Annotated in this window: 14 protein-coding genes; 12 read left to right on the forward strand and 2 right to left on the reverse strand. The window is 40.4% G+C overall.

Going from position 1 to position 22,379, the window contains the following annotated elements:
* Positions 1-5 precede the first annotated feature (5 nt).
* The 6 genes from HS960_RS22950 (at position 6) to HS960_RS22975 (ending at position 9,577) form a co-directional block, all read left to right on the forward strand.
* Positions 6-1,706, forward strand: coding sequence for a sodium:solute symporter family transporter (locus HS960_RS22950; RefSeq protein ID WP_075994355.1), 1,701 nt, complete (start codon positions 6-8; stop codon positions 1,704-1,706).
* A 95-nt stretch (positions 1,707-1,801) separates the two neighbouring features.
* Complete coding sequence (locus HS960_RS22955; protein WP_153844261.1) at positions 1,802-2,950, forward strand: aldose epimerase family protein; 1,149 nt, start codon at positions 1,802-1,804, stop codon at positions 2,948-2,950.
* Positions 2,951-2,963: 13 nt separating this feature from the next.
* Complete coding sequence (locus tag HS960_RS22960) at positions 2,964-4,508, forward strand: alpha-N-arabinofuranosidase (RefSeq protein ID WP_182330684.1); 1,545 nt, start codon at positions 2,964-2,966, stop codon at positions 4,506-4,508.
* Between the two features lie 101 nt (positions 4,509-4,609).
* Complete coding sequence (locus tag HS960_RS22965) at positions 4,610-6,571, forward strand: alpha-L-arabinofuranosidase C-terminal domain-containing protein (RefSeq protein WP_182330685.1); 1,962 nt, start codon at positions 4,610-4,612, stop codon at positions 6,569-6,571.
* A gap of 1 nt (position 6,572) precedes the next feature.
* Positions 6,573-7,625: a glycoside hydrolase family 43 protein gene (locus HS960_RS22970; RefSeq protein ID WP_182330686.1), complete on the forward strand. Its 1,053-nt coding sequence runs from the start codon at positions 6,573-6,575 to the stop codon at positions 7,623-7,625.
* A 32-nt stretch (positions 7,626-7,657) separates the two neighbouring features.
* Positions 7,658-9,577 carry a family 43 glycosylhydrolase gene (locus HS960_RS22975; protein WP_182330687.1) on the forward strand — a complete coding sequence of 640 codons (1,920 nt, stop codon included), beginning with the start codon at positions 7,658-7,660 and terminating at the stop codon, positions 9,575-9,577.
* A 10-nt stretch (positions 9,578-9,587) separates the two neighbouring features.
* On the opposite strand, the gene HS960_RS22980 is transcribed toward HS960_RS22975, so the two are convergent.
* Entirely contained in the window at positions 9,588-11,501 is a 1,914-nt protein-coding gene (locus HS960_RS22980; protein ID WP_182330688.1) for a DUF294 nucleotidyltransferase-like domain-containing protein, read from the reverse strand.
* Positions 11,498-12,133: a 3'-5' exonuclease gene (locus tag HS960_RS22985; RefSeq protein ID WP_159727346.1), complete on the reverse strand. Its 636-nt coding sequence runs from the start codon at positions 12,131-12,133 to the stop codon at positions 11,498-11,500. The genes HS960_RS22980 and HS960_RS22985 overlap by 4 nt, the downstream gene beginning before the upstream one ends.
* 177 nt (positions 12,134-12,310) lie before the next feature.
* On the opposite strand from HS960_RS22985, the gene rhaT reads away from it, so the two are divergent.
* From rhaT to HS960_RS23015, 6 genes are all read left to right on the forward strand, one after another.
* Positions 12,311-13,387 (forward strand): L-rhamnose/proton symporter RhaT, encoded by a 1,077-nt coding sequence (gene rhaT / locus HS960_RS22990; protein ID WP_153844254.1) that lies wholly within the window; start codon positions 12,311-12,313, stop codon positions 13,385-13,387.
* An 18-nt stretch (positions 13,388-13,405) separates the two neighbouring features.
* The gene (locus HS960_RS22995; protein WP_153844253.1) at positions 13,406-15,514 is read left to right on the forward strand and encodes a bifunctional aldolase/short-chain dehydrogenase; all 2,109 of its coding nucleotides are present in this window, start codon (positions 13,406-13,408) and stop codon (positions 15,512-15,514) included.
* Between the two features lie 83 nt (positions 15,515-15,597).
* Entirely contained in the window at positions 15,598-16,872 is a 1,275-nt protein-coding gene (locus tag HS960_RS23000; protein WP_182330689.1) for a TIM barrel protein, read from the forward strand.
* Positions 16,873-16,885: 13 nt separating this feature from the next.
* On the forward strand, positions 16,886-18,253 hold the full coding sequence (locus HS960_RS23005; protein ID WP_153844251.1) for an FGGY-family carbohydrate kinase: 1,368 nt from the start codon (positions 16,886-16,888) through the stop codon (positions 18,251-18,253).
* Positions 18,254-18,615: 362 nt separating this feature from the next.
* Positions 18,616-19,926 (forward strand): rhamnogalacturonan acetylesterase, encoded by a 1,311-nt coding sequence (locus tag HS960_RS23010; RefSeq protein ID WP_182330690.1) that lies wholly within the window; start codon positions 18,616-18,618, stop codon positions 19,924-19,926.
* A gap of 239 nt (positions 19,927-20,165) precedes the next feature.
* Positions 20,166-22,379, forward strand: a complete 2,214-nt coding sequence (locus HS960_RS23015) for a fasciclin domain-containing protein (RefSeq protein WP_182330691.1) — start codon at positions 20,166-20,168, stop codon at positions 22,377-22,379.

Below are 22,379 nucleotides of genomic sequence, written 5' to 3' on the forward strand. Positions count from 1 at the left end.
GAAATATGGAAAAATTTGCAACGGTAGATTACATCATCTTCGTAATTTACTTCTTTATTGTAGCCGGCTATGGCTACTGGATTTATCGTAAAAAGACGAATAGTTTAAGCAGTAGCAAGGACTACTTTCTGGCGGAAGGATCACTGACCTGGTGGGCCATAGGCTCTTCGTTGATCGCATCGAATATTTCTGCTGAGCAGTTTATTGGTATGAGCGGTAATGGATTTGAGGTCGGTATTGCTGTAGCCGCTTATGAGCTCATTGCTGCGGTAGCGCTAATTATTGTTGCGGTTTGGTTTATTCCGGTCTATCTGAAAAACAAGATTTTTACGATGCCTCAGTTTTTGAACAACCGATACAATGAAACGACGAGTCTTATTATGGCAATCTTCTGGTTGTTTTTGTACGTTTTTGTCAATCTGACTTCCATTTTGTATCTCGGGGCAATCGCCATTTCGAGTATGGCCGGAGGTGGCGACAGCTTCCACACCATTACAGTTGCTCTAGCCGTATTTGCCGTTATCATCACTTTGGGCGGAATGCGTGTTATTGGCTTTACAGATGTTATTCAGGTTGTTGTATTAATTATTGGTGGTATAGCGACGACCTATGTGGCATTGACCTTGGTCAGTGAACATTTTGGTTTGGGACAAGACGCCTTAGCTGGATTCAATAAACTGATGGAAGATTCGCCGGAGCATTTCAACCTATTTGTCGATAAACCAGGGCCGGGTGCCAGTCAGGAAGATATCAATAAATATCTGATGCTGCCTGGAATAGGGATGTACCTTGCTGGGATCTGGATTGTCAACCTAAATTACTGGGGCTGTAACCAATACATCACACAACGCGCTTTGGGAGCAGATTTAAAGACGGCACGCACAGGGATTCTTTTTGCAGGATTTCTAAAGTTGTTTATGCCGATTATCGTTATGCTTCCCGGGATAGCTGCTTATGTGCTTTATAAAAATGGTGCGTTACAACACGAAATGGCTCCTGGAGGGGTGTTTCATGCCGATAATGCGTATTCGGCGATATTGGGCTATCTGCCAAATGGAATGAAAGGACTTGCACTGGCGGCGCTTACAGCTGCTATTGTGGCCGGATTGGCCGGAAAAGCAAATAGTATCGCAACGATCTTTACACTGGATATCTTTAAAAAATACATCAATAAAGATGCGAGCGAAGCAAAAATGGTCTGGGTTGGAAAGATAACAATTGTGATCTCTATTCTACTTTCTGTTTTATTTACCTGGAATGATGCACTGGGCATCGGTGGTGCCGGAGGATTTACTTTTATCCAAAAATATACAGGCTTTATCAGTCCGGGTGTTTTTGCGATGTTTTTGCTCGGTATGTTCTGGAAAAGGACTACGGGTGCAGCCGCCATTACTGGCCTGGTTACGGGATTTGCATTGTCGGTATTTTTCAACGAGTTTGCAACAAAAGTTTTCGGACCAGAAACATGGATCTATACGGCATATCTTAACAAAGCGGGCGTTTATGAAATTCCATTTCAGATATGTATGGGACTAGCATTTGTGTTTACGATGATCGCTATGATTGCTGTCAGCTTATTTGGACCAAAAGTTAATCCAAAAGCTTTTGTGTTGGATCGATCTATGTTTAAAGTGGAACCGTCCGTATTGGCATTAATTGTTGTGACTTTATTGTTGGTGACTGCTATCTATGTGCGTTTTTGGTAGAAATGTTGCCATTTGAATAATTAAATGATTATGAACCATTCCTAATTAAAATTAGGAAGCCTCCATCGGACCGATGGGGTAAAACTTAATTGCAGATGAATAAGAAAATTATTATTGGTTTGTTGACTTGTGCTTCATTGGCTTATGGCTGCCAGTCTTCATCAACTCAAAGTAAACAAGCAGCGACCTTGGCTGACTCTACCTCCAACCAAGCTTTTGATAGCCAGATTGATGGTAAAGAAGTTAAACTATTCCAGCTCAAGAATAACAAACTCGCTATTACATTGACAAATTATGGCGCACGTCTGGTAAGTTTAAAAGTGCCAGATAAAGACGGTAAATTGACTGATGTGATTTTGGGCTATGATTCGGCCAAAGAATACAAGGATAACTATAATAATTTTTACGGCGCAATTGTAGGGCGTTATGGGAATCGGATTGGCAAAGCATCATTTAAACTGAATGGTGAGGTTTATTCTTTAGAAAAGAATGATGGCGAGAATTCACTTCATGGCGGTACCAATGGCGTTTACAATAAAGTGTGGGCTGTAGTCAGTAGCACTTCGACATCAATCACATTAGCCTATACCTCACCTGATAAAGAAGCGGGTTATCCGGGAACGGTCAAGATGGAGGTTACCTATACCCTGGAGGACAACGGTGCTTTAGCCATAGCCTATCAAGCGACAACAGATAAAGAGACGGTCTTAAATCTGACCAACCACGCTTATTTTAACCTCAATGGGGCTGGAGATTCTTCTATTTTGGATCATGAACTTCAAATTGATGCAAAGGCAATTACCGAAGTTGACAATACCTTGATTCCAACTGGAAAGAGTTTGCCTGTAGCGGGAACAGCATTCGATTTTACAAAACCGACACGTATTGGTGCTCGTATTGAAGAAGAAAATGCACAACTGAGGATCGGAAAAGGCTATGACCATAATTTTGAACTAAACAAGAAGGATGGTTTCCAGAAGGTCGCACAGGTGTATGCCGCTAAAACAGGTATTGAAATGGACATCTACACAACCGAACCCGGTTTACAGTTTTACAGTGGTAATTTTATGAAGGATTCTGACCCTAAAGGGAAAGAGGGAAAAGTGTATCCATTCCGTTCTGCTTTCTGTTTGGAGACACAACATTTTCCAGACGCACCAAATCACCCCAATTTTGCATCAACGGTATTAAAACCTGGAGAAAAATATAGTTCAAAAACAACCTACCAATTCAGTGTGAAATAATAAAATCTATATAATGAAGCTAAGATTAAAATTAGGCGTTGTTTTTACGCTAGCCACTGGATTGTTGTATGGACAGAGTAGTGTAAGATTGGAAACACCGCAGCAGGAGCAGATTATAAGTCGACATATTTATGGACATTTTGCCGAACATTTGGGACGCTGTATTTATGATGGATTTTATGTCGGGGAGAAAAATGACTCGATTCCCCATTCCGATGGCGTCCGAAAAGATGTCATCGAAGCCCTTAAGAATTTAAACATTCCCAATTTACGTTGGCCAGGAGGATGTTTTGCCGATACGTATCATTGGAAGGATGGAGTTGGGCCCAAAGCGCAGCGTCCTGCTATCGTAAACAACTGGTGGGGTGGCGTGACAGAGGATAATTCTTTTGGCACACACGATTTTCTCAATATGTGTGAATTGCTTGGTGCGGAACCTTATCTGGCGGGTAATGTGGGGAGCGGTGAGGTACAGGAGCTTGCTGACTGGGTCCAATATGTGAATTTTAAAGGAGAAAGCCCCATGTCGGATTGGCGACGAAAAAATGGTCGGCAGGAACCTTGGAAGGTAAAATTTTGGGGCGTAGGAAATGAAGCCTGGGGCTGTGGTGGAAATATGACCGCCGATTACTATACCGACATTTATCGCAAATACGCCACTTTTATGTCGGATTGGACCAATGGAAGTGGTTTGTATCGGATAGCATCAGGAGCTAATAGTGCAGATTACAATTGGACGGAGACACTCATGAAGAAAATTCCGAGTGGTTTGATGAAAGGCATGGGACTTCATCACTATGCAGTGATCAACTGGGATAACAAGGGCTCTGCGACCCAATATTCGGAGGAGGAGTATTTTAAAACCATGAAATCAGCTTGGTTTATGAATGAGCTGGTGGAGAAGAATATCGCCATTATGGACAAATACGATCCGAAAGGACTTGTGGATCTGATCGTAGACGAATGGGGAGGCTGGTATGCGGTAGAGCCTGGTACGAATCCGGGTTTTCTCTACCAACAAAATACCATGCGTGATGCCATGATTGCAGGAATGACACTCAATATCTTTAACAATCATGCTCGTCGGGTGAAGATGGCCAATCTAGCGCAGGCTGTGAATGTATTGCAGGCGGTTATTCTAACAGAAGGAAAGAATATGATTTTGACGCCGACTTATCATGTGATGGAAATGTATAAGGTACATCAGGATGCTAAGTTAATTCCTATTTCCCTTCAATCAACGGATTTTGAATTTAACCAGAAAAAAATTCCCGCCGTGTCGGTTTCAGCGTCACAAGACAAGCAGGGCCGTACACATATCTCCTTGGTAAATATTGATCCGAAAAAGAATAATAAGGTACGTGTGGATCTCGGTTCAGTGAAAGCTGCAAAAATTTCAGGCCGAATTCTTACCGCAGAGAATCTACGCGATTATAATTCCTTCAAGAAGCCGACAACAATTAAACCTGTTGTGTACAATAAGGCAAAGGTAGTGAATGGTGGTGCCATTGAAGTGGACATTCCTGCATTTTCAGTTATTGTATTGGAATTAATATAACAGCCAATTTTGATAGGATTGTCATGTTATCCTATTTATGCTGTTAGGGCTGGTGTAAAAACCTGAAATGATAAATTATTGTTGAACAAATACATATAGGGATGAAAAGAGTAGTGTCAATACTGTTACTGTTAGCGAGCTTGGGCTCTTCAGCAATGGCACAGTCACCGATAACATTAAATATTGCGTTGGATAAACCTACAGGCAAAATATCGCCACATATGTGGGGTGTCTTTTTTGAAGATATCAATCTTGGTTCCGACGGGGGAATCTATGCTGAATTGGTAAAGAATAGATCATTTGAGTTTGATCAGCCTTGGATGGGCTGGAAAAAGCTCGAAAATGGCCCTGAGGGAACCTACCTGCTGCTAAACGATAGCAAACGTAAAGGGAATAAACGTTATTTAAGGATAAACAATGCGGCTAATTTGAAATTAGGGCTACAAAATGAAGGCTTTAGAGGAATGGGGGTGAAAGCGGGGGCAGCATATGAGTTCTCTGTACAATATCAAAGTGCAGCTAAGGGGATGAAAATCCATGTTGAGCTGCTCGATCAACAGAATAAGGTTATTGGTGCAGCTGAACTTCCACTTGAACCCGTCGGATCATGGTCTGAAGCTACAGTCAAATTTCCTGTCAACCAAACGACAGATAAAGCCAAGTTAAATGTTTGGTTTACAGGGGCGGGTACGTTAGACGTAGATATGCTTTCATTATTTCCAATAGACACCTGGAAAGGAAGACCGAAGGGTCTACGTAAAGATATGGTTCAGATGCTTGCCGATATGAAACCTGGCTTTATCCGCTTTCCTGGAGGCTGTATTGTTGAAGGGAAAGATTTGGCCAATCGCTTTCAATGGAAAAAAACTGTTGGACCAATAACGGAAAGGGAATTGATTATCAACCGGTGGAATACCGAATTCAGCCATCGTCTGACACCTGATTATTTTCAGACTTTTGGTTTAGGATTTTATGAATACTTTTTACTGGCAGAAGATATTGGAGCATCTCCAGTTCCCATTCTCAATTGCGGTATGGCCTGCCAATTTAATACGGCGGAACTTGTACCATTGGACGAACTTGATACCTATGTTCAAGACGCTTTGGATCTGATTGAATTTGCTAATGGTACAACAGATACAAAATGGGGGAAATTACGGGCGGATATGGGGCACCCTGAGCCTTTCCACCTCAAAATGCTGGGAGTTGGAAATGAAAATTGGGGCCCGCAATATATCGAACGGTTGGCCGTCTTCAAGAAAGCGTTAAACGAAAAGCATCCAGAGATCAAAATTATCGCCAGTTCGGGCACTGATCCCGAAGGAGATCGCTTTGATTTCTTAAATGATCAACTGCGGGCGATGAATATCAATATCATTGATGAACATTATTACCGTCCACCATCCTGGTTTCTTTCGAGCGCCAATCGCTATGATAATTACACTAGAAATGGGGTGAAAATTTTCGCAGGGGAATACGCTTCGCATACGACACGACCAAACGGTCCAGGGAAAAGTACCTGGGAGGCGGCCCTCTCGGAAGCCGCTTTCATGACGGGCCTGGAACGAAATGGTGACGTAGTGGAGATGGCATCTTATGCGCCATTATTCGGTCATGTCGATGGTTGGCAGTGGTCACCGGATTTAATTTGGGTTGATAACTTGCAGGTATATGGAACACCGAGCTACCAAGTACAAAAATTATATGCTACCAATAAAGGGACAAACATTGTTCCGATCAAACGGGATGGTGAATTCGTAGCTGGCAAAGATAGCCTATATGCTTCGGCAGTATTTGATGCAGCTGCGCAACAGCTTATCGTGAAAGTCGTCAATTACAATAGTAAGCCGATGAAAGTGAACCTTGATGTAGATTCGAAGAAAAAGCCTGCTGCGACAGCAGAGAAAATCACTTTGGCCAACGCCAATCTAAACCTGAGTAACAGTATCGAGGAACCATTGAACATCCGTCCAAAACAAAATACAGTAACTTCTAAGGGAAAGACAATTGTTGAAACATTTGAACCTTATTCCTTGACCTTGATAAAATTGACCGTGAAATAAGATGAACATCCGCACACTCCTTTTTACTATCCTGATCCTATTTGCGCATAACTTGTTTGCACAGGTAAAGGAATCAGATCTGGCTGCTTACCTGATGGTTTATTTCAAGGATGAAAGCCACGGGCTGTATTTTGCAATAAGTCAGGATGGCTATTCTTTCACCGATATCAATAAAGGAAAACCGATCATTGCCGGCGATAGCATTGCACAGCAGAAAGGTATTCGGGATCCCTATATCATGCGGGGGAAAGATGGTTATTTTTATATGGTCATGACGGATTTACATATCTACGCACAAAAGCAGGGTTATAGAAATACGGAATGGGAGCGTGACGGAGTCGCATTTGGATGGGGTAACAACCGGGGTATTGTCTTAATGAAATCGACTGATTTAATTCACTGGAACCATACGGAGCTCTACTTGGAGAAAGCCTTTCAAGGTTGGGAAAATGTAGGGTCCTTCTGGGCTCCCGAACTCATCTATGATGATCGTACTGGGAAGTTGATGATCTATTTTACGATGCGGTTTGGCAATGGACTGAATCAGCTCTATTATGCCTATTTAAATAAGGAGTTTACAGCATTTGAATCAGAACCACAACTTTTGTTTCAATACCCCAAAGCAAATAAAAATTACATCGATGGCGATATTACGAAAGTGGGCAATAAATACCATCTTTTTTATGTCGCCCACGATGGTGTTCCGGGCATTAAGCAAGCTGTTTCAGATTATCCAAATGGCCCTTATCAGTACGATGATCGCTTCTATGATCCTGAGCCAGAAGCCTGCGAAGCTCCGAATGTGTGGAAAAGGATAGGGGAAGATAAATGGGTTTTGATGTATGATATCTATGGGATATCGCCCCATAATTTTGGCTTCAGTGAAACAACAGATTTTAAAAATTTTGTTGATTTGGGACACTTTAATGCAGGTAAAATGAAATCTACTAATTTCACTTCGCCTAAACATGGCGCTGTCATCCCAATAACAAAACAAGAGCTGGAGCGATTGGCAAAGCATTGGCAGTTTGATTTGTCGATGCAAAAAAAATAGTAATGTGCTATTTACAAATGAAATAACTTTTTATGAAGAAAACTAAGTTAATGTCCATTATGGGAGCTGTAGGTTTAATGATGGCTTCGTTTTTTTTCGCATCGGCACAGGAATATAAATCTGGACCATCGGAAAAAGATTTCGTTGGTTATTTGTTTACCTATTTTAAAGGCAATTCGGTTGCCGATGAAGCCGTGTGTTTTGCGATTAGCACTGATGGTTATACTTTCAGGACACTCAACAATAATCAGCCAATATTGGATTCTAAAATCATCAGTAGTACAGGTGGTGTAAGGGATCCTCATATTTTACGAGCTGAAGACGGAAAATCGTTTTACATGGTGCTAACGGATATGACGGCATCCAAAGGATGGGATTCTAACCGGGCCATGGTTTTGTTAAAGTCTACAGATTTAATCCATTGGGATCATCATGTGATTAATATTCAACAGCGTTATCAAGGACAGAAGGACTTAAAAAGAGTTTGGGCACCACAGACTATATTTGATCCAGGAGCAGGTAAATATATGGTTTACTGGTCCATGAAATATGGAGATCAACCCGATGTGATTTATTATGCCTATGCTAATCGCGATTTTACGGATCTAGAGGGTGAACCTAAGGTGTTGTTCTTGCCTAAAAACGGTCAATCTTGTATAGATGGGGATATTATTGTTAAAAACGGCTTATTCCATTTGTTTTATAAAACTGAGGGGAAAGGGAAAGGGATAAAACAGGCGATCACAGATTCATTGACTTCGGGGAAATGGGTTGAACAACCTGGTTATAAACAGGCAACAGCAGACGATGTTGAAGGATCTGGGATTTTTAAACGCAATCAATCAGACACCTATATCTTGATGTATGATGTTTATAAAAAGGGGAAATACCAGTTTTGTGAATCTCAGGATCTAGATCATTTTAAAGCAATAGATCAACAGATTGATATGGATTTTAATCCTAGACATGGCACTATTTTACCGCTTTCAAGAAATGAGTTGAATAAATTGATACAGCACTGGGGAAAACCAGCTGATATCACCTTGAACAGTGTGAAAAATCCTATATTGGAGGGATTTTATGCGGATCCGGATGTATTGTACTCTAATAAGACAAAGAAATATTATATCTATCCAACGAGTGATGGCTTTGACGGTTGGGGCGGCTATTACTTCAAAACCTTTTCTTCTACTGATTTGAAAGAATGGAAAGATGAGGGGGTAATATTAGATTTAAAAAAAGATGTAGTATGGGGCAACCACCACGCCTGGGCACCGACGATCGCAGAAAAGAAAGTCAGGGGTGGGTATAAATATTATTATTATTTTACAGCAGCTCAGAAAATCGGTGTTGCAGTAGCAGACTCGCCAACCGGGCCTTTTAAGGATTCCGGTAAACCGCTGATAGACTTCAAACCAAATGGCGTAAAGGGAGGCCAAGAGATCGATCCTGCTGTTTTCACTGATCCTAAAACCAATAAGAGTTATCTTTATTGGGGAAATGGTCATCTTGCTGTAGCCGAACTCAATAAGGACATGATCACAATCAAGGAGAATACGATCAAATTATTGACCCCCGATAGAACATTCCGTGAAGGAACATATGTCTTTTTTCGGAACGGAATTTATTATTTCCTATGGTCGGAAAATGATACACGTAGCGAGAATTATCGGGTTCGTTATGGCACTTCGACCTCTCCTTTGGGACCTATTCAAATCCCCGAAGATAATCTTATCCTACAGAAAGATATTGCCCATGGAATTTACGGTACTGGACACAATTCTGTATTGCAGTTGCCTGGAAAAGGCGAATGGTACATTGTTTACCATCGATTTAACTATCCCAAGGGAATTACGATGGGCGACGCTGCTGGATATAACCGCGAAGTGTGTATGGACAAATTGCAGTTTGGTCCAGATGGGAAAATTCTTCCAGTCGTACCGAGCCATTAAAATGGGCTTATTACCCAAAGAGGTTACTGGTAAATTTTACTTTAATCCCCAGCTGAAAGTTATTGATCGTTTTAAATATTTCCTTAATGGTTGCCTTTTCAATATTTGTCAAGCTGTCCATCGGTACATAGTTGTTTGGACTTAGTTTGGCTATCCGAATCTGATTCGCTTGATTTTTCAGGCGAATCGACATCAGATAGTAATAAGATTGATGTAATTCTTCATATTGTTCCTGCGTGAAAATCCCCAATTCGAGTAACTGCTTGAGTCTTCCACCTGTATTTTCTTCATAAATTCGGTTTTTCAGGGCATATACACGAACCAAATCGACAATAGGTGTCATAGCTTTTTTGATGTTGAAGACTTCAGAGGATCCGATGGTTTGCGTTTTGATCGCCTTAAAAAATGTCAAGGGAGGTTCATACTGTAGGGCATTTTTTGCGATAAATGTAAAAAAGCGCTCATTAGGTTTTTGTAATTCGACATTGAGGAACTCTTTAAGCTGATGTATAATATCTTGGTCGCCATATAATCGTCGGCAGTCAAAGAATGTGGAGAACTTAATTGCATTTTCGGGGATGCTTTCCTCGATCCATTTTTTGTAGTTGTTTTTCCAATGTGACAGTGAATGTGTCCATTCGGGATTGCTGGCCATATATCCTCCTGTACAATAACTGAAACCTATTGTATTTAAATGATCAGATACACGACTTGCAAAATTCAAAAAATACGCTCGGACGAACTCGCGCTGTTCATTGGCTTTATCTTCATAAATAATCGCATTATCCTGATCTGTCATCAGCGTCTGTTCTTTTCTTCCTTCACTACCGGTCACCATGAAGACAAATTTTGCCGGCGGTTCGCCCATCTCTTCGATTACTTTTTCGATTACTTTCAGTGCAATACTGTCCGCTACAGTTGTAATCACCTGATTGGCAATTTCGGCATTTACTCCTCTGCCGAGCAGTTGATGGATAATTTCTGGGACGTTGTTCCACTTTTCACGTAATTCGTCTAAAGTTTCTGCTAGTTTGACCGATTGAATAAATACGAGTGGCGATTGCCCTTGCTCACTCAATAATCTGTTACGGCTTAGGAATCCAACGTAGTTCCCTTCTTTTTCAACGAGCAGGTATCTTGATTTCGTTCGGAACATTTTTAGTACAGCCTCATACAGGTAAGCTTGATCAGAGATGCTAACAATTGGGTTGTCCATGACTTCGATAATCGCGCGGTCGACAGCGATTTGTTGCGCCACGACATTATCCCGCAAGGTCATATCAGTAGCATAGCCGATGATACCATTTTTGTCTTTGATAAACACACAACTTACCTTTTGTTTGGCCATCATCTTTGCAACCTCAAAAATGGGGGTTTCAGCGGTACAGGCAACAATATCTTTGTAAGTGATATGTTCTATCTTTCGCGAGTACAATTGATCCGCAGCAAAGTAGCTTTCCTCAAAAGAAGCTGGGGATTTGACAAAGTGTGAAAACTCCTCATCTAACATCCTTTTTCCAAAAGAATTGGTAAAAAAATGAAAGAACTCTTCATTGGCATTACAAAGCTCAATAAAATTTTTCCGCGGTAATCGATAGATAATCGTCCCCTTTTTTGCGATGACAGATTTTAACGCTTTTGTTCGATTCAATAACACCGAAATTCCGCCAAAACAATAAGGTTGACGGTGGATCTCTACTAATCTTTTATTGTCTAAGTCATCCAGAAAAAACGTTTCATATTCCCCTTCTAGGATTAAGTCAACCCCTTCCATGTCTGTGATGTTTTGTCGATAGACAAGTGTGTCTTTGGAGAAACGATGTTCGTAGAATATATCTATAATACTGAGCTGTAGGGTTTCTGGTAATACTTGGAAAGGTTGGGTTGATTTCAGTAGGGAAAGGATACTTTCGGGATTTTTCATGGGGACTGTATTTGGAAGATTTTATCGAATTCTATTTGCTGGTCTCGAATGTCTTGATGGGACAGTTCGTTTCGTTGAATCATTTCGAAATAGCATTTCGCGGTAATCTCGGCATCTTTCTCTGCATTGTGCATATTTTCAGGGATTTCGGAGAAAAGAGATTCGTGTAATAAAGAAAGCGGAAGATGGACCATATTGGGATTTCTTACGTACCTTTTGCTATGCAATAATGTACAAAAGTAGTTTGTCCCATCGAAAGGGAAAGGTAAATTGGATCGATAGAATTCTGCCGCCAGCACCTGTAGGTCAAAGGAAAGAAAATGCCCAACAATCTGTGGCTTATATTTTTTGATGTCATGACTTAGCTTGCGTAGTACCTCTTTTTTCTTTTCGCCATGCTTCATTAAAAAAGGCGGGGTCAATCCATGTATCTGTTCCGAGGCTGGACTGATTGGAATCAGGGGCTCATAGATATATTTGTTCGTACGCTTCACCTCATTTTGTTCCTCATCAAAAATGATCCAAGCCAATTGCAGTACATGCGGCCAATTATCGTTGTCTGTGTATTTTTTGCCCCATTTTTTCGGTAAGCCAGATGTTTCTGTATCTAAGAATAATAAATATTTTTTCAATGAATTATCGATAATAACTAATTAAAAGTAATCAAAATTTACTGTAAGCTGTAGATGCCGCTTAAATAAATTATCTTGTATAGAGCAACTGTCTTGGTTATGTGGCATAACAGTGCATAACAGTTCCTCCCATCAAATCATTTAATTTAGTTTTTGTAATACCTAAAAAGATACACAATGAATGCTGTTTTCGGAGTTATATTTCATTTTATAGGCGGTTTCGCGTCTGGAAGTTTTTATGTGCCGTATAAGAAAGTGAAAGGCTGGTCTTGGGAATCTATGTGGATTTTGGGTGGCCTTTTTTCATGGATTATTGTACCACCTATAGCCGCTATTTTGACAATTCCCAATTTTTTGGAGATTATCAGAGATACGAATAACTCGATCTTAGGGTACACTTTTTTATTTGGATTACTTTGGGGAATAGGTGGACTTACTTATGGACTCGGCGTGCGTTATCTGGGAGTATCCCTTGGGAGCAGTATCATTTTAGGGCTTAGCATGGTTTTTGGATCCTTGATGCCGAGTATTTATTATTTTTTCAATAGGACAGAGGGGAAGCATGGGATAGATTATTTTTTTACAACACATTCAGGTATCTGTATCCTCATTGGGCTCTTAGTCTGCGTGCTAGGTGTATTTCTATGTGGTAAGGCGGGTGTTTCCAAGGAAAAACATTTATCTGCATTATCAGCCGAGAGCAAATCAGATTACAATTTTGGGCTAGGGATCGTCGTGGCTATTATTTCCGGAATATTAAGTGCCTGTTTCAATTTTGGAATTGAGGCTGGAAAACCAATGGCCGATGTGGCGAACACCTTATGGAAAACATCTAATCCTAATCAAGGTGAATTCCTGTATCAGAACAATGTAACGTATATCGTCATTCTTTGGGGTGGCTTTGTGACGAACTTTCTTTGGTGCCTTTACTTATTGTTTAAGAATAGAACTTTTGGGGATTATACAAAGTCCGATGTGCCAAAAGCTAAAAATTTCCTTTTATGTGCTATAGCCGGGACCACATGGTATTTGCAATTTTTCTTTTATGGTATGGGGGAAAGCCGTTTAGGAAATGGAGCCAGCTCCTGGATACTCCACATGGCCTTTATTATTCTTATTTCCAATGCATGGGGTGTTGTGCTCAAGGAGTGGAAAGGTGTTGACCGTTCAACATATCGCTCAATCATAGGCGGGATCGTGACCATTATCATCTCTATTTGCATTGTAGGGTTTGCGAAGACATTAGAAAATTAATATTTAAATATAGAAGCAGTGAAAACGTACAAACATGTCAATTATTTATGGGACGATGAAAAAGCCCGGGCACTAAGCGGTGATGAAGTCGCTTTATTGCTATATCGTTCGAATATTTTAGGTGCAGATTTAAGGATCACAAATTATGGTGGAGGTAATACCTCATGTAAGGTTTCGGAAAAAGATCCTTTGACAGGCGAAGAAGTCGAGGTGATGTGGATTAAGGGGTCTGGTGGCGATATTGGAACCTTGAAAAAATCAGGTTTGGCGGCTTTGTATCTCCAACGTCTACGTAATTTGGAAAATGTCTATCGCGGATTGGAGTACGAAGATGAAATGGTTGAATTGTTTAATCATTGTATCTATGATCTTGCTTCTAAAGCTCCATCAATCGATACACCATTGCATGGCTTTTTACCGTTTAAACATATCGACCATTTACATCCCGATGCAGCGATTGCCATAGCAGCTGCTAAGGATGGAAAAAAAATCACACAAGAACTTTTCAATGGTACCATTGGCTGGGTTGATTGGCAACGTCCTGGATTCGATCTAGGTCTGGAATTACGCGCTTGCTTAGAAGAAAATCCGGGTATCCGCGGTATTATTTTGGGCTCACATGGTTTGTTTACTTGGGGCGATACGGCCTATGAATGTTATATCAATTCCTTGGATGTAATCGAAGCTTGTGCGGAATATCTTGAGCAAAACTATGGTAAAAAAGCACCCGTCTTTGGTGGACAGAAAGTGACTAGCTTGGGCAAGGAAGAAAGAACCGCACAAGCAGCCAAACTTGCGCCTGTTTTAAGAGGTTTCTGTTCCAGTGAGCGCCATATGATCGGACATTTTACAGATGATGATCGTGTATTGGAATTTATCAATTCCAATGATTTAGGTCGTTTGGCTCCGCTAGGTACCAGTTGTCCAGACCACTTCTTAAGGACTAAAATCCAACCATTGGTATTGGATTTGGATAAATCCGAAGATTTAGACAACGTTGAGGAGCTCAAAGCGAAATTGACGCCATTATTCGAAGATTACCGTGAAATGTATGCGCAATATTATGAAAACTGCAAACATGAAAACAGTCCAGCTGTACGTGATAAAAACCCGGTAATTGTTCTGTACCCAGGTGTAGGTATGTTCGCATTTGCGAAAGACAAACAAACGGCACGTGTGGCAGCAGAATTCTATACCAATGCGATCAACGTCATGAAAGGAGCAGAAGCAGTAAGTGAATACACCGCTTTACCTCGTCAGGAAGCATTCGATATTGAGTATTGGTTATTGGAAGAAGCTAAGCTTCAACGTATGCCAAAACCAAAGGCTTTGTCGGGAAAAATTGCTTTGATCACTGGAAGCGGTGGCGGTATCGGGAAAGCAATCGCTAAAAAGATGGCTCAAGAAGGCGCCGTAATCATCTTAAATGATATCAATACCCAGCGCCTGGAGTCAAGTAAAGACGAATTTATTACCGATTTTGGGAAGGATTCCGTTATTACGACGATTTTGGATGTAACGAACGCAGAATCAATTAAAGAAGCGTTGAAAGAAGCTGCTTTAGCTTTTGGAGGTATTGATATTATCGTTAATAATGCTGGACTATCAATTTCCAAAACAATCGAAGATCATACAGAGAAAGATTGGGATTTGTTGTACAACGTATTAGTGAAGGGGCAATTTCTAGTTACGCAAGGAGCTACTTCTGTATTAAAAGCACAGGAAATCGGGGGAGATATCATTAATATTGTTAGCAAAAATGCTTTGGTTAGTGGTCCGAACAATACTGGCTATGGGAGTGCAAAAGGAGCTCAGCTACACTTAAGTCGTTTGTGTGCCGCAGAATTAGGGCCAGCGGGAGTACGTGTCAATGTTGTCAATCCCGATGCGGTTATTTCAGATAGCAATATCTGGGCTGGTGGCTGGGCAGAAGGCCGTGCTAAAGCCTATGGTATCACAGTTGCCGAATTGCCAGCCTATTATGCAAAACGGACCTTGTTGAATCAGGTCATTCTTCCTGAAGATATTGCGAACGCCTGTTTCGCTTTTGTGGGAGGACTGTTGAGCAAATCTACGGGAAATGTTTTAAACGTTGACGGAGGTGTTGCAATGGCGTTTGTACGCTAATTTTTATATCTTAGGTGTCGCGCTCAGAAAGGGAAAAATGTGCGCGACACCTTTCGAATTTTTAGACGATAACCAATAATATTATGATTCTTGATACACAAATTATAGATCAGCACAATAACCAATTAGCGGAGAAACATACACGAGCTTTTGACTATGTATCGGCAGATATTTCAAACACAGAGGAAATTTTGGACAAACTCCAGAAATTTCAAATTGCCATCCCAAGCTGGGCATTAGGGACAGGTGGTACCCGATTTGGACGGTTTTCCGGAGCAGGTGAACCTGGAACTTTGGAACAAAAGTTAGCGGATGTAGGCTTATTACACGCGCTCAACAAATCAAGCGGAGCTATTTCCTTGCATATACCTTGGGATATTCCTTCAGATGCAGAAAAAATCAAATCATTGGCATCTAAACTCGGTATTGCATTTGATGCAGTGAATTCCAATACATTTCAAGACCAGGCTGGACAAGAACATAGCTATAAATTTGGTTCGCTTCACCATGTAAATCCTAAAGTTCGTGAACAAGCCATAGCCCACAATATTGAGGTCATCAATTATGGCAAAGCGTTGGGCTCTAAATCCCTTACAGTTTGGTTAGCTGATGGTTCATCTTTTCCAGGACAGTTGAATTTTAGAGAGGCATTTCAAAATACATTGTCTAGCTTAAGTGAAATTTATAAGCACCTACCAGACGACTGGAAATTGTTTGTTGAATACAAGGCTTTTGAACCTTATTTCTACTCAACAACAATCGGAGACTGGGGGCAGTCTTTACTATTGGCCAATAAATTAGGCCCTAAAGCATATACACTCGTTGATTTGGGACACCATTTGCCAAATGCCAACATTGAACAAATTGTTTCGTTGTTACTTATGGAGGGTAAACTTGGTGGATTCCATTTTAACGATAGTAAATATGCGGATGACGATCTTACAGCGGGTAGTATAAAACCTTATCAGTTATTCTTGATATTCAACGAACTGGTTGATGGTATGGATTTGAATGGGATAGATCATGCAACAGGGCTGGGCTGGATGATCGATGCTTCTCATAATCTGAAAGATCCGTTAGTCGATCTTTTACAGTCAGTAGAAGCAATTAAGATCGCGTATGCTCAAGCATTGCTGGTCGATCGTAAAGCACTGAAACAGGCACAGCAAACTAACGATATTGTGAAGGCCCAGGAAATATTACAGGATGCTTTCCGTACAGATGTCAGACCGCTTGTGGCGGAAGCTCGGTTGAGAAGTGGTGCTGCTTTAAATCCGGTTCAATTGTTCAATGAGGAAAATTTACGCAACAAACTTATCGAAGAACGTGGAATAAATTCTGTAGCTACAGGTTTGTAATTAAGGAAAAAGAATGAAGGGGAAACCAATACCAGTAGTTGCCATATTTGATGTTGGTAAGACTAACAAGAAATTATTTCTCTTTAATGAGCAGTATCAGATTGTTTTTGAGAGGTCTGCTCGTTTTTTAGAAACTACCGATGAGGATGGGGATAGCTGTGAAAATCTAGAAAGTTTACGTTTGTCCGTTTTCGATTCCTTGCATGAAGTGTTTCGGAAAGGTGAGTTTGAAATCAAGGCGATAAATTTTACTTCGTATGGAGCGAGTTTTGTCTACATTGATAAAGATGGACGGCCTTTAACACCATTATATAATTATTTGAAAGAATACCCAAAGAAACTGTTGGAATCGTTTTATGCACAATATGGCGGAAAAGATAAATTCTCATTAGAAACTTCCTCTCCGAGTTTGGGAAGTCTCAATTCTGGACTACAGATCTATCGTTTGTTTAAACTAAAACCGGCATTATTTAAGGACGTCAAATGGGCATTACATCTTCCACAATATTTGAGTTATCTAATTTCAGGACAACCCTATGCCGATATGACAAGTATAGGTTGTCATACAGCACTGTGGGATTTTGAGAAAAATAATTATCATCAGTGGGTCTTTGATACAGGTATTCTACAAAAAATGGCACCCATTGTACAAGGTGATCGATTGTTTCGGGCGACTTTTCCTGGGAGTGGTTATTTAGTAGGTAGCGGCTTGCACGATAGTTCTTCGGCATTGATTCCCTATCTGTTGAATTTTCATGAACCTTTTGTTTTAATTTCGACAGGAACTTGGTGCATTTCCTTCAATCCATTTAATAACGAACCGTTGACAAAAGAAGAACTGAGCAAAGATTGCTTGCAGTATATGACCTATACAGGCAAACCAGTAAAAGCATCCCGGCTTTTTGCCGGTTATGAACATGAGGAGCAAGTGAAACGTATTGCGAATTTTTTCCAGGTTTCGACTGGTAAGTTTAAGCAGATCGGCCTGCAGTGGGATATTATTGAAAAATATCAGGCACTGGATATTTCCGATGAGCTATCAGCTTTCGCATCGATTGATTTGAGTCATTTTTCTAGCTATATTGAAGCATACCATGTTTTTATGATGCATTTGGTGAAAGCACAGATAAAATCGACGGAACTGATTTTACGGCCTAATGGTGCTCAACGTATATTCGTGGACGGCGGATTTAGTCGTAATTTGATCTATATGACGCTGTTGGCCCAAGCTTTTCCAAATAGTGAAGTTTTTGGTGCATCAATGGCCCAGGCGACAGCTCTTGGAGCAGCTCTGGTTATTCATGATCATTGGAATACGCAGGCTATACCAAATGATATCATTGAGTTACGCTACTTTAGAACCAAACAGCAACTACATTGATTATAAAATTGGAGTTAAGGTAAAAATTTAGTTTTTTTATTAGTTATCGTGAGAGGTCAGGCAATTCGTTGTCTGGCCTATTTTTATCCTAATAGGTACGGCAAGTAGGAGCATCTTTATCTTATCAGTAAGAGTTTCAAAAAAATAAAAGTTTTCCAGATAGAGCAGAGGAAACCTTTTATTTATTAAAAACCTAAAATTATGAATAATGATACCAATTATTATATGATGATTAAAGGTGCGGAAAATTGAGCGATTAGTTGTCCTGAACTGTTGGCGAAAGGGAGGCACAGGTAAGCGCAGGGTGGTCTGATCAATTGGAAAAATTATATTTGAGCCTCCTAAATTAATAAAACTTACAGATGAAGAGACTAATCTTAACGATCACATTTTTTATACAGATCTGTTGCCATGTTTTATTTGCCGAACAGATTGTCAGGGAATTTCGCTTTGGTGGTACTAAGAAAAACCAGACTGTAATTCCTTTAAGGGAAGCACAAGCCTATAAGGATAAGCAAGGGTATGGTTTTGAATTTTCAACAGAACAAGATGTCAGGATTGATTCAAAGAATAAAAGCCTTTTCAGCGAAAAGCCATTTTATTTTTCGGTAAGGGTTCCTGAAGGCAATTATAAAATTACGATTACCTATCAGGGTTTGAACGATAAGCCTTACCGCAGTACTGTACGGTCTGAATCCCGTAGGCTGCAGATTGAAAACCAAGAGGTATTACTTAATAAATCTTTCGATAGGACCTTTATTGTACATATCAAAGATCCAAAGATTGCTTCTGGCGAAACTGTAGCATTGAAGAAGCCAAGGGAGCTGCAAAAACTCGACTGGGATAATAAGTTGACTTTGGAGTTCCAGCAAACAAATTGTATTTCGACCATTCGAATCGAGTCAGTAAGCAATGTCCCGACTGTATTTTTAGCGGGGAACTCGACGGTAGTTAATCAAGAGGATGAGCCCTGGGCGTCTTGGGGACAAATGATTCCTCGATTTTTTGATGCAGGTGTGGCCATTGCTAATCATGCGGAATCTGGACTAGCACTAAGTTCGTTTTTGTCCTCAAAAAGATTGGAAAAAATTCTCTCTGTCGCCAAGCCCGGAGATTATTTATTTATTGAATTTGGGCACAATGATCAAAAGGAAAAAGGAGAAAATGCAGGTGCTTATAAGGGATATAGTGATCGTTTACGTTATTTTGTACGTGAATTTCGTGCAAAAGGTGGCCTGCCAGTTATCTTAACCTCCACAGCACGGCGAGCATTTGATGAACAAGGAAAACTGTTGCAGACATTAGGTGATTTTCCCGATGCGGCTCGGAAGGTCGCAGCAGAACTTCAGGTGCCTTTAATAGATCTTAATCAGAAAACGAGTTTGTTTTACGAGGCATTAGGAGTTGAGCAGTCTAAACGAGCATTTGTTCACTACCCCGCGCATACTTTTCCAAATCAAAAAAATGATCTTGCCGATAATACCCATTTCAATCCCTATGGTGCCTATGAGATCGCTAAAATGGTGCTCACAGGAATTAAAGAAAACAACTTGAAGATAGCAGACCATATCGTCGATTTTCAGGGCTTTGATCCGCAGCAACCAGATGATTTTAAAACTTGGTATTGGCCACCAAGTTTGATCAATAGTGTTATCAAACCAGATGGCAATTAATTTGTATTGATATAACGTTAAGGTCGGGCAGTATTTGTCCGACCTTTTTTATGTTCTATTTGCTCATTTAGACAGGATAGTGCAGGTTGGTACAAATGTCTTTTAGACATATATTTGTTACACCAATTATGAACCGCAAAAGAACAAACTTTAGCTTCATAAAACGTATTATTTGAAGTATCTCAACGAGCACTTGCCGTATTTATTATTAATCAAATTATTGACCTAATACATTTACTATGTTATCATCCAAATTTAACCTATTTTGGATTGCACTATTGATTACGGTAGTGTCATGTAGGAAGGAAGCCTTTGACGCCTACTATGGTAGACCCGATTGGCTGGCAAGCCCAATTTACCAGCAGCTCGATTCAATGGGCGACTTTAAGAAGTACCTGAGCTGCATTGAATTGTCTGGCTATAAAAATACACTCGGGACTGCGGGTTCTTGGACGGTATTTGCACCCACTGATCAGGCCTTTGATCAATTTATGAAGGAAAATGGTATTAGTGATGTATCAAAGATCGATGCGAAACTGGCCGAGAAGATTGTGCGTTCTTCGATGATTTATGACGGTGAGCGACTTGAAAAGCTGAACGATTATTTTTCAGCAAAAGGTTGGCAGCAAGGTTTTGCTTTTCGACGTCGATCTGTATACTATGACTTTGTTGAAAAAGAGGATTTAGGGAATGGCAAGATTAGACGGTTTGTCTCAACAAATCGCGGTCCTAATGTAGCTTATGCAACTACGGATAACAATAATAAACACATTAGCTATTTTTTTGATGCTTACATGAACCAGCGTGGTTTAGGCGCTATAGATTATCAGTCATTTTATCCTAACAGCAGCTATACGGGGTTGAACGTTGGATCAGCTGAAATTGATCCTGCAAGAAGCAATATCTCCGCGGAGAATGGCTATATCCATGTTGTGAATAAAGTTTTGATTGCGGAGAAGAGTATCGATCAATACCTCCGCGATAATATTAGTTACTCCACATTTAAATCAATTCTGGATTTTTTTGCCTCTTATACATATAATGCGGAGATAACACGGAAGAATGAGGTGCTTACCGGGGAAAAGGATTCTGTATTTGTTAAAGGATATGCAGGGATTGGTTTGGCGCTCAACAATGAAAATTATGCAAAGGAAGATCCCAACGATGCCCAAACCAATAATTTTTCGATCACGGTACCTACCAATGAGGCTGTAAGTAATTACGCTAAACGTGTATTGTTAAAGTATTACCCCCAAGGCACCACGTTAAAAGATCTTTTTTATACAAATCCTGCTGTCTTAACAGAATTTGTAAATTCTCATCTGTATAATACACAGGTGTGGCCATCCCAGTTCTCCCAAGCGCAAAACTTTGTCGGTGAGCTGCCTAAGGTGACAAAGGCCAATATCAAAGAGACAAAATTGTTGAGCAATGGTGCATTTTATGGTATCGACGCGTGTCAACAGGCCAATGTCTTCCACTCCGTCTATGGCAATGTTTTATTGGATCCTAAATATAGCTTCATGCGTCGCGCATTGGAACGCATGAGCATGAATTTGACCTTAAAGATTCCAACCATTCGTTATATGTTGATCCTCGTATCGGATCAGAAGTTATATGAAATGGGCTTTGACTATGATGCCTATAATACCTCAGACCCGATCCGTTTTAATGGCGGAAATGGCACCCCGGAAATGCGAGAGGTGCTGATGGCTCATATTATTCCATTAGGAAACGATCCCTTGCCTGATTTAACGGGAAAGGGAATATTGGAAAGCTATGCAGGTGAGTATGTAAAGTTTAACCAGATGAAAATGTCTTCTAGCGGAACTTTGGATGGCCCAACGGAAACACAGCAAATCCGTATTGATTCAATCAGCATTGGAAATAACCTTTCGGGGCCATTAAATGGAGTTGCGGTCTATCTTAACGGAGGATTGACTTCATCGAATACCAATATTGGATTTTTTCTTAAAAATATTGGAGCGGATCAGACCACCTCTCCATTCAATTCATTTTATAAATATCTTATTGCAAGCACACTTTATTCGGCTACAGATGGAGTTGTCAAAGGAATAGAACTCGGATTGAATTATACGCTGCTTATTCCGAACAATGACGCTATAGCTAATGCGGTTGCAAACAACGATTTGCCAGCATCATCCGCTCCAGCAGATCAAGCGTCTATAGATAAAATAACCCGGTTTATTCAATATCATATTGCGCGAAATTCATTTGCAATCGATGGAAAGAAGACGGGATTCTTTCAGTCGCTTTGTAAAAATGTAGACGGGGATGCCCAATCAATACAGGTTGCTGTCAACCTGGTTAATAAGTTGCAGGTGATGGATAATCTTAACCGAACCGTTGAAGCTGATGTTGTGCAGAGTAATCAACTTGGACAGCGCGTATTGATACATTCTCTCAAAGGATATTTAAAGCATGGCCTGTAA

It is taken from the genome of Sphingobacterium paramultivorum (genome assembly GCF_014109745.1).
Lineage (GTDB): Bacteria > Bacteroidota > Bacteroidia > Sphingobacteriales > Sphingobacteriaceae > Sphingobacterium > Sphingobacterium paramultivorum.

Coding starts and splice junctions, on each gene's coding strand:
- HS960_RS22950 (WP_075994355.1), top strand. CDS start 6: ATGGAAAAATTTGCAACGGTAGATTACATCATCTTCGTAATTTACTTC.
- HS960_RS22955 (WP_153844261.1), top strand. CDS start 1,802: ATGAATAAGAAAATTATTATTGGTTTGTTGACTTGTGCTTCATTGGCT.
- HS960_RS22960 (WP_182330684.1), top strand. CDS start 2,964: ATGAAGCTAAGATTAAAATTAGGCGTTGTTTTTACGCTAGCCACTGGA.
- HS960_RS22965 (WP_182330685.1), top strand. CDS start 4,610: ATGAAAAGAGTAGTGTCAATACTGTTACTGTTAGCGAGCTTGGGCTCT.
- HS960_RS22970 (WP_182330686.1), top strand. CDS start 6,573: ATGAACATCCGCACACTCCTTTTTACTATCCTGATCCTATTTGCGCAT.
- HS960_RS22975 (WP_182330687.1), top strand. CDS start 7,658: ATGAAGAAAACTAAGTTAATGTCCATTATGGGAGCTGTAGGTTTAATG.
- HS960_RS22980 (WP_182330688.1), bottom strand. CDS start 11,501: ATGAAAAATCCCGAAAGTATCCTTTCCCTACTGAAATCAACCCAACCT.
- rhaT (WP_153844254.1), top strand. CDS start 12,311: ATGAATGCTGTTTTCGGAGTTATATTTCATTTTATAGGCGGTTTCGCG.
- HS960_RS23000 (WP_182330689.1), top strand. CDS start 15,598: ATGATTCTTGATACACAAATTATAGATCAGCACAATAACCAATTAGCG.
- HS960_RS23005 (WP_153844251.1), top strand. CDS start 16,886: ATGAAGGGGAAACCAATACCAGTAGTTGCCATATTTGATGTTGGTAAG.
- HS960_RS23010 (WP_182330690.1), top strand. CDS start 18,616: ATGAAGAGACTAATCTTAACGATCACATTTTTTATACAGATCTGTTGC.
- HS960_RS23015 (WP_182330691.1), top strand. CDS start 20,166: ATGTTATCATCCAAATTTAACCTATTTTGGATTGCACTATTGATTACG.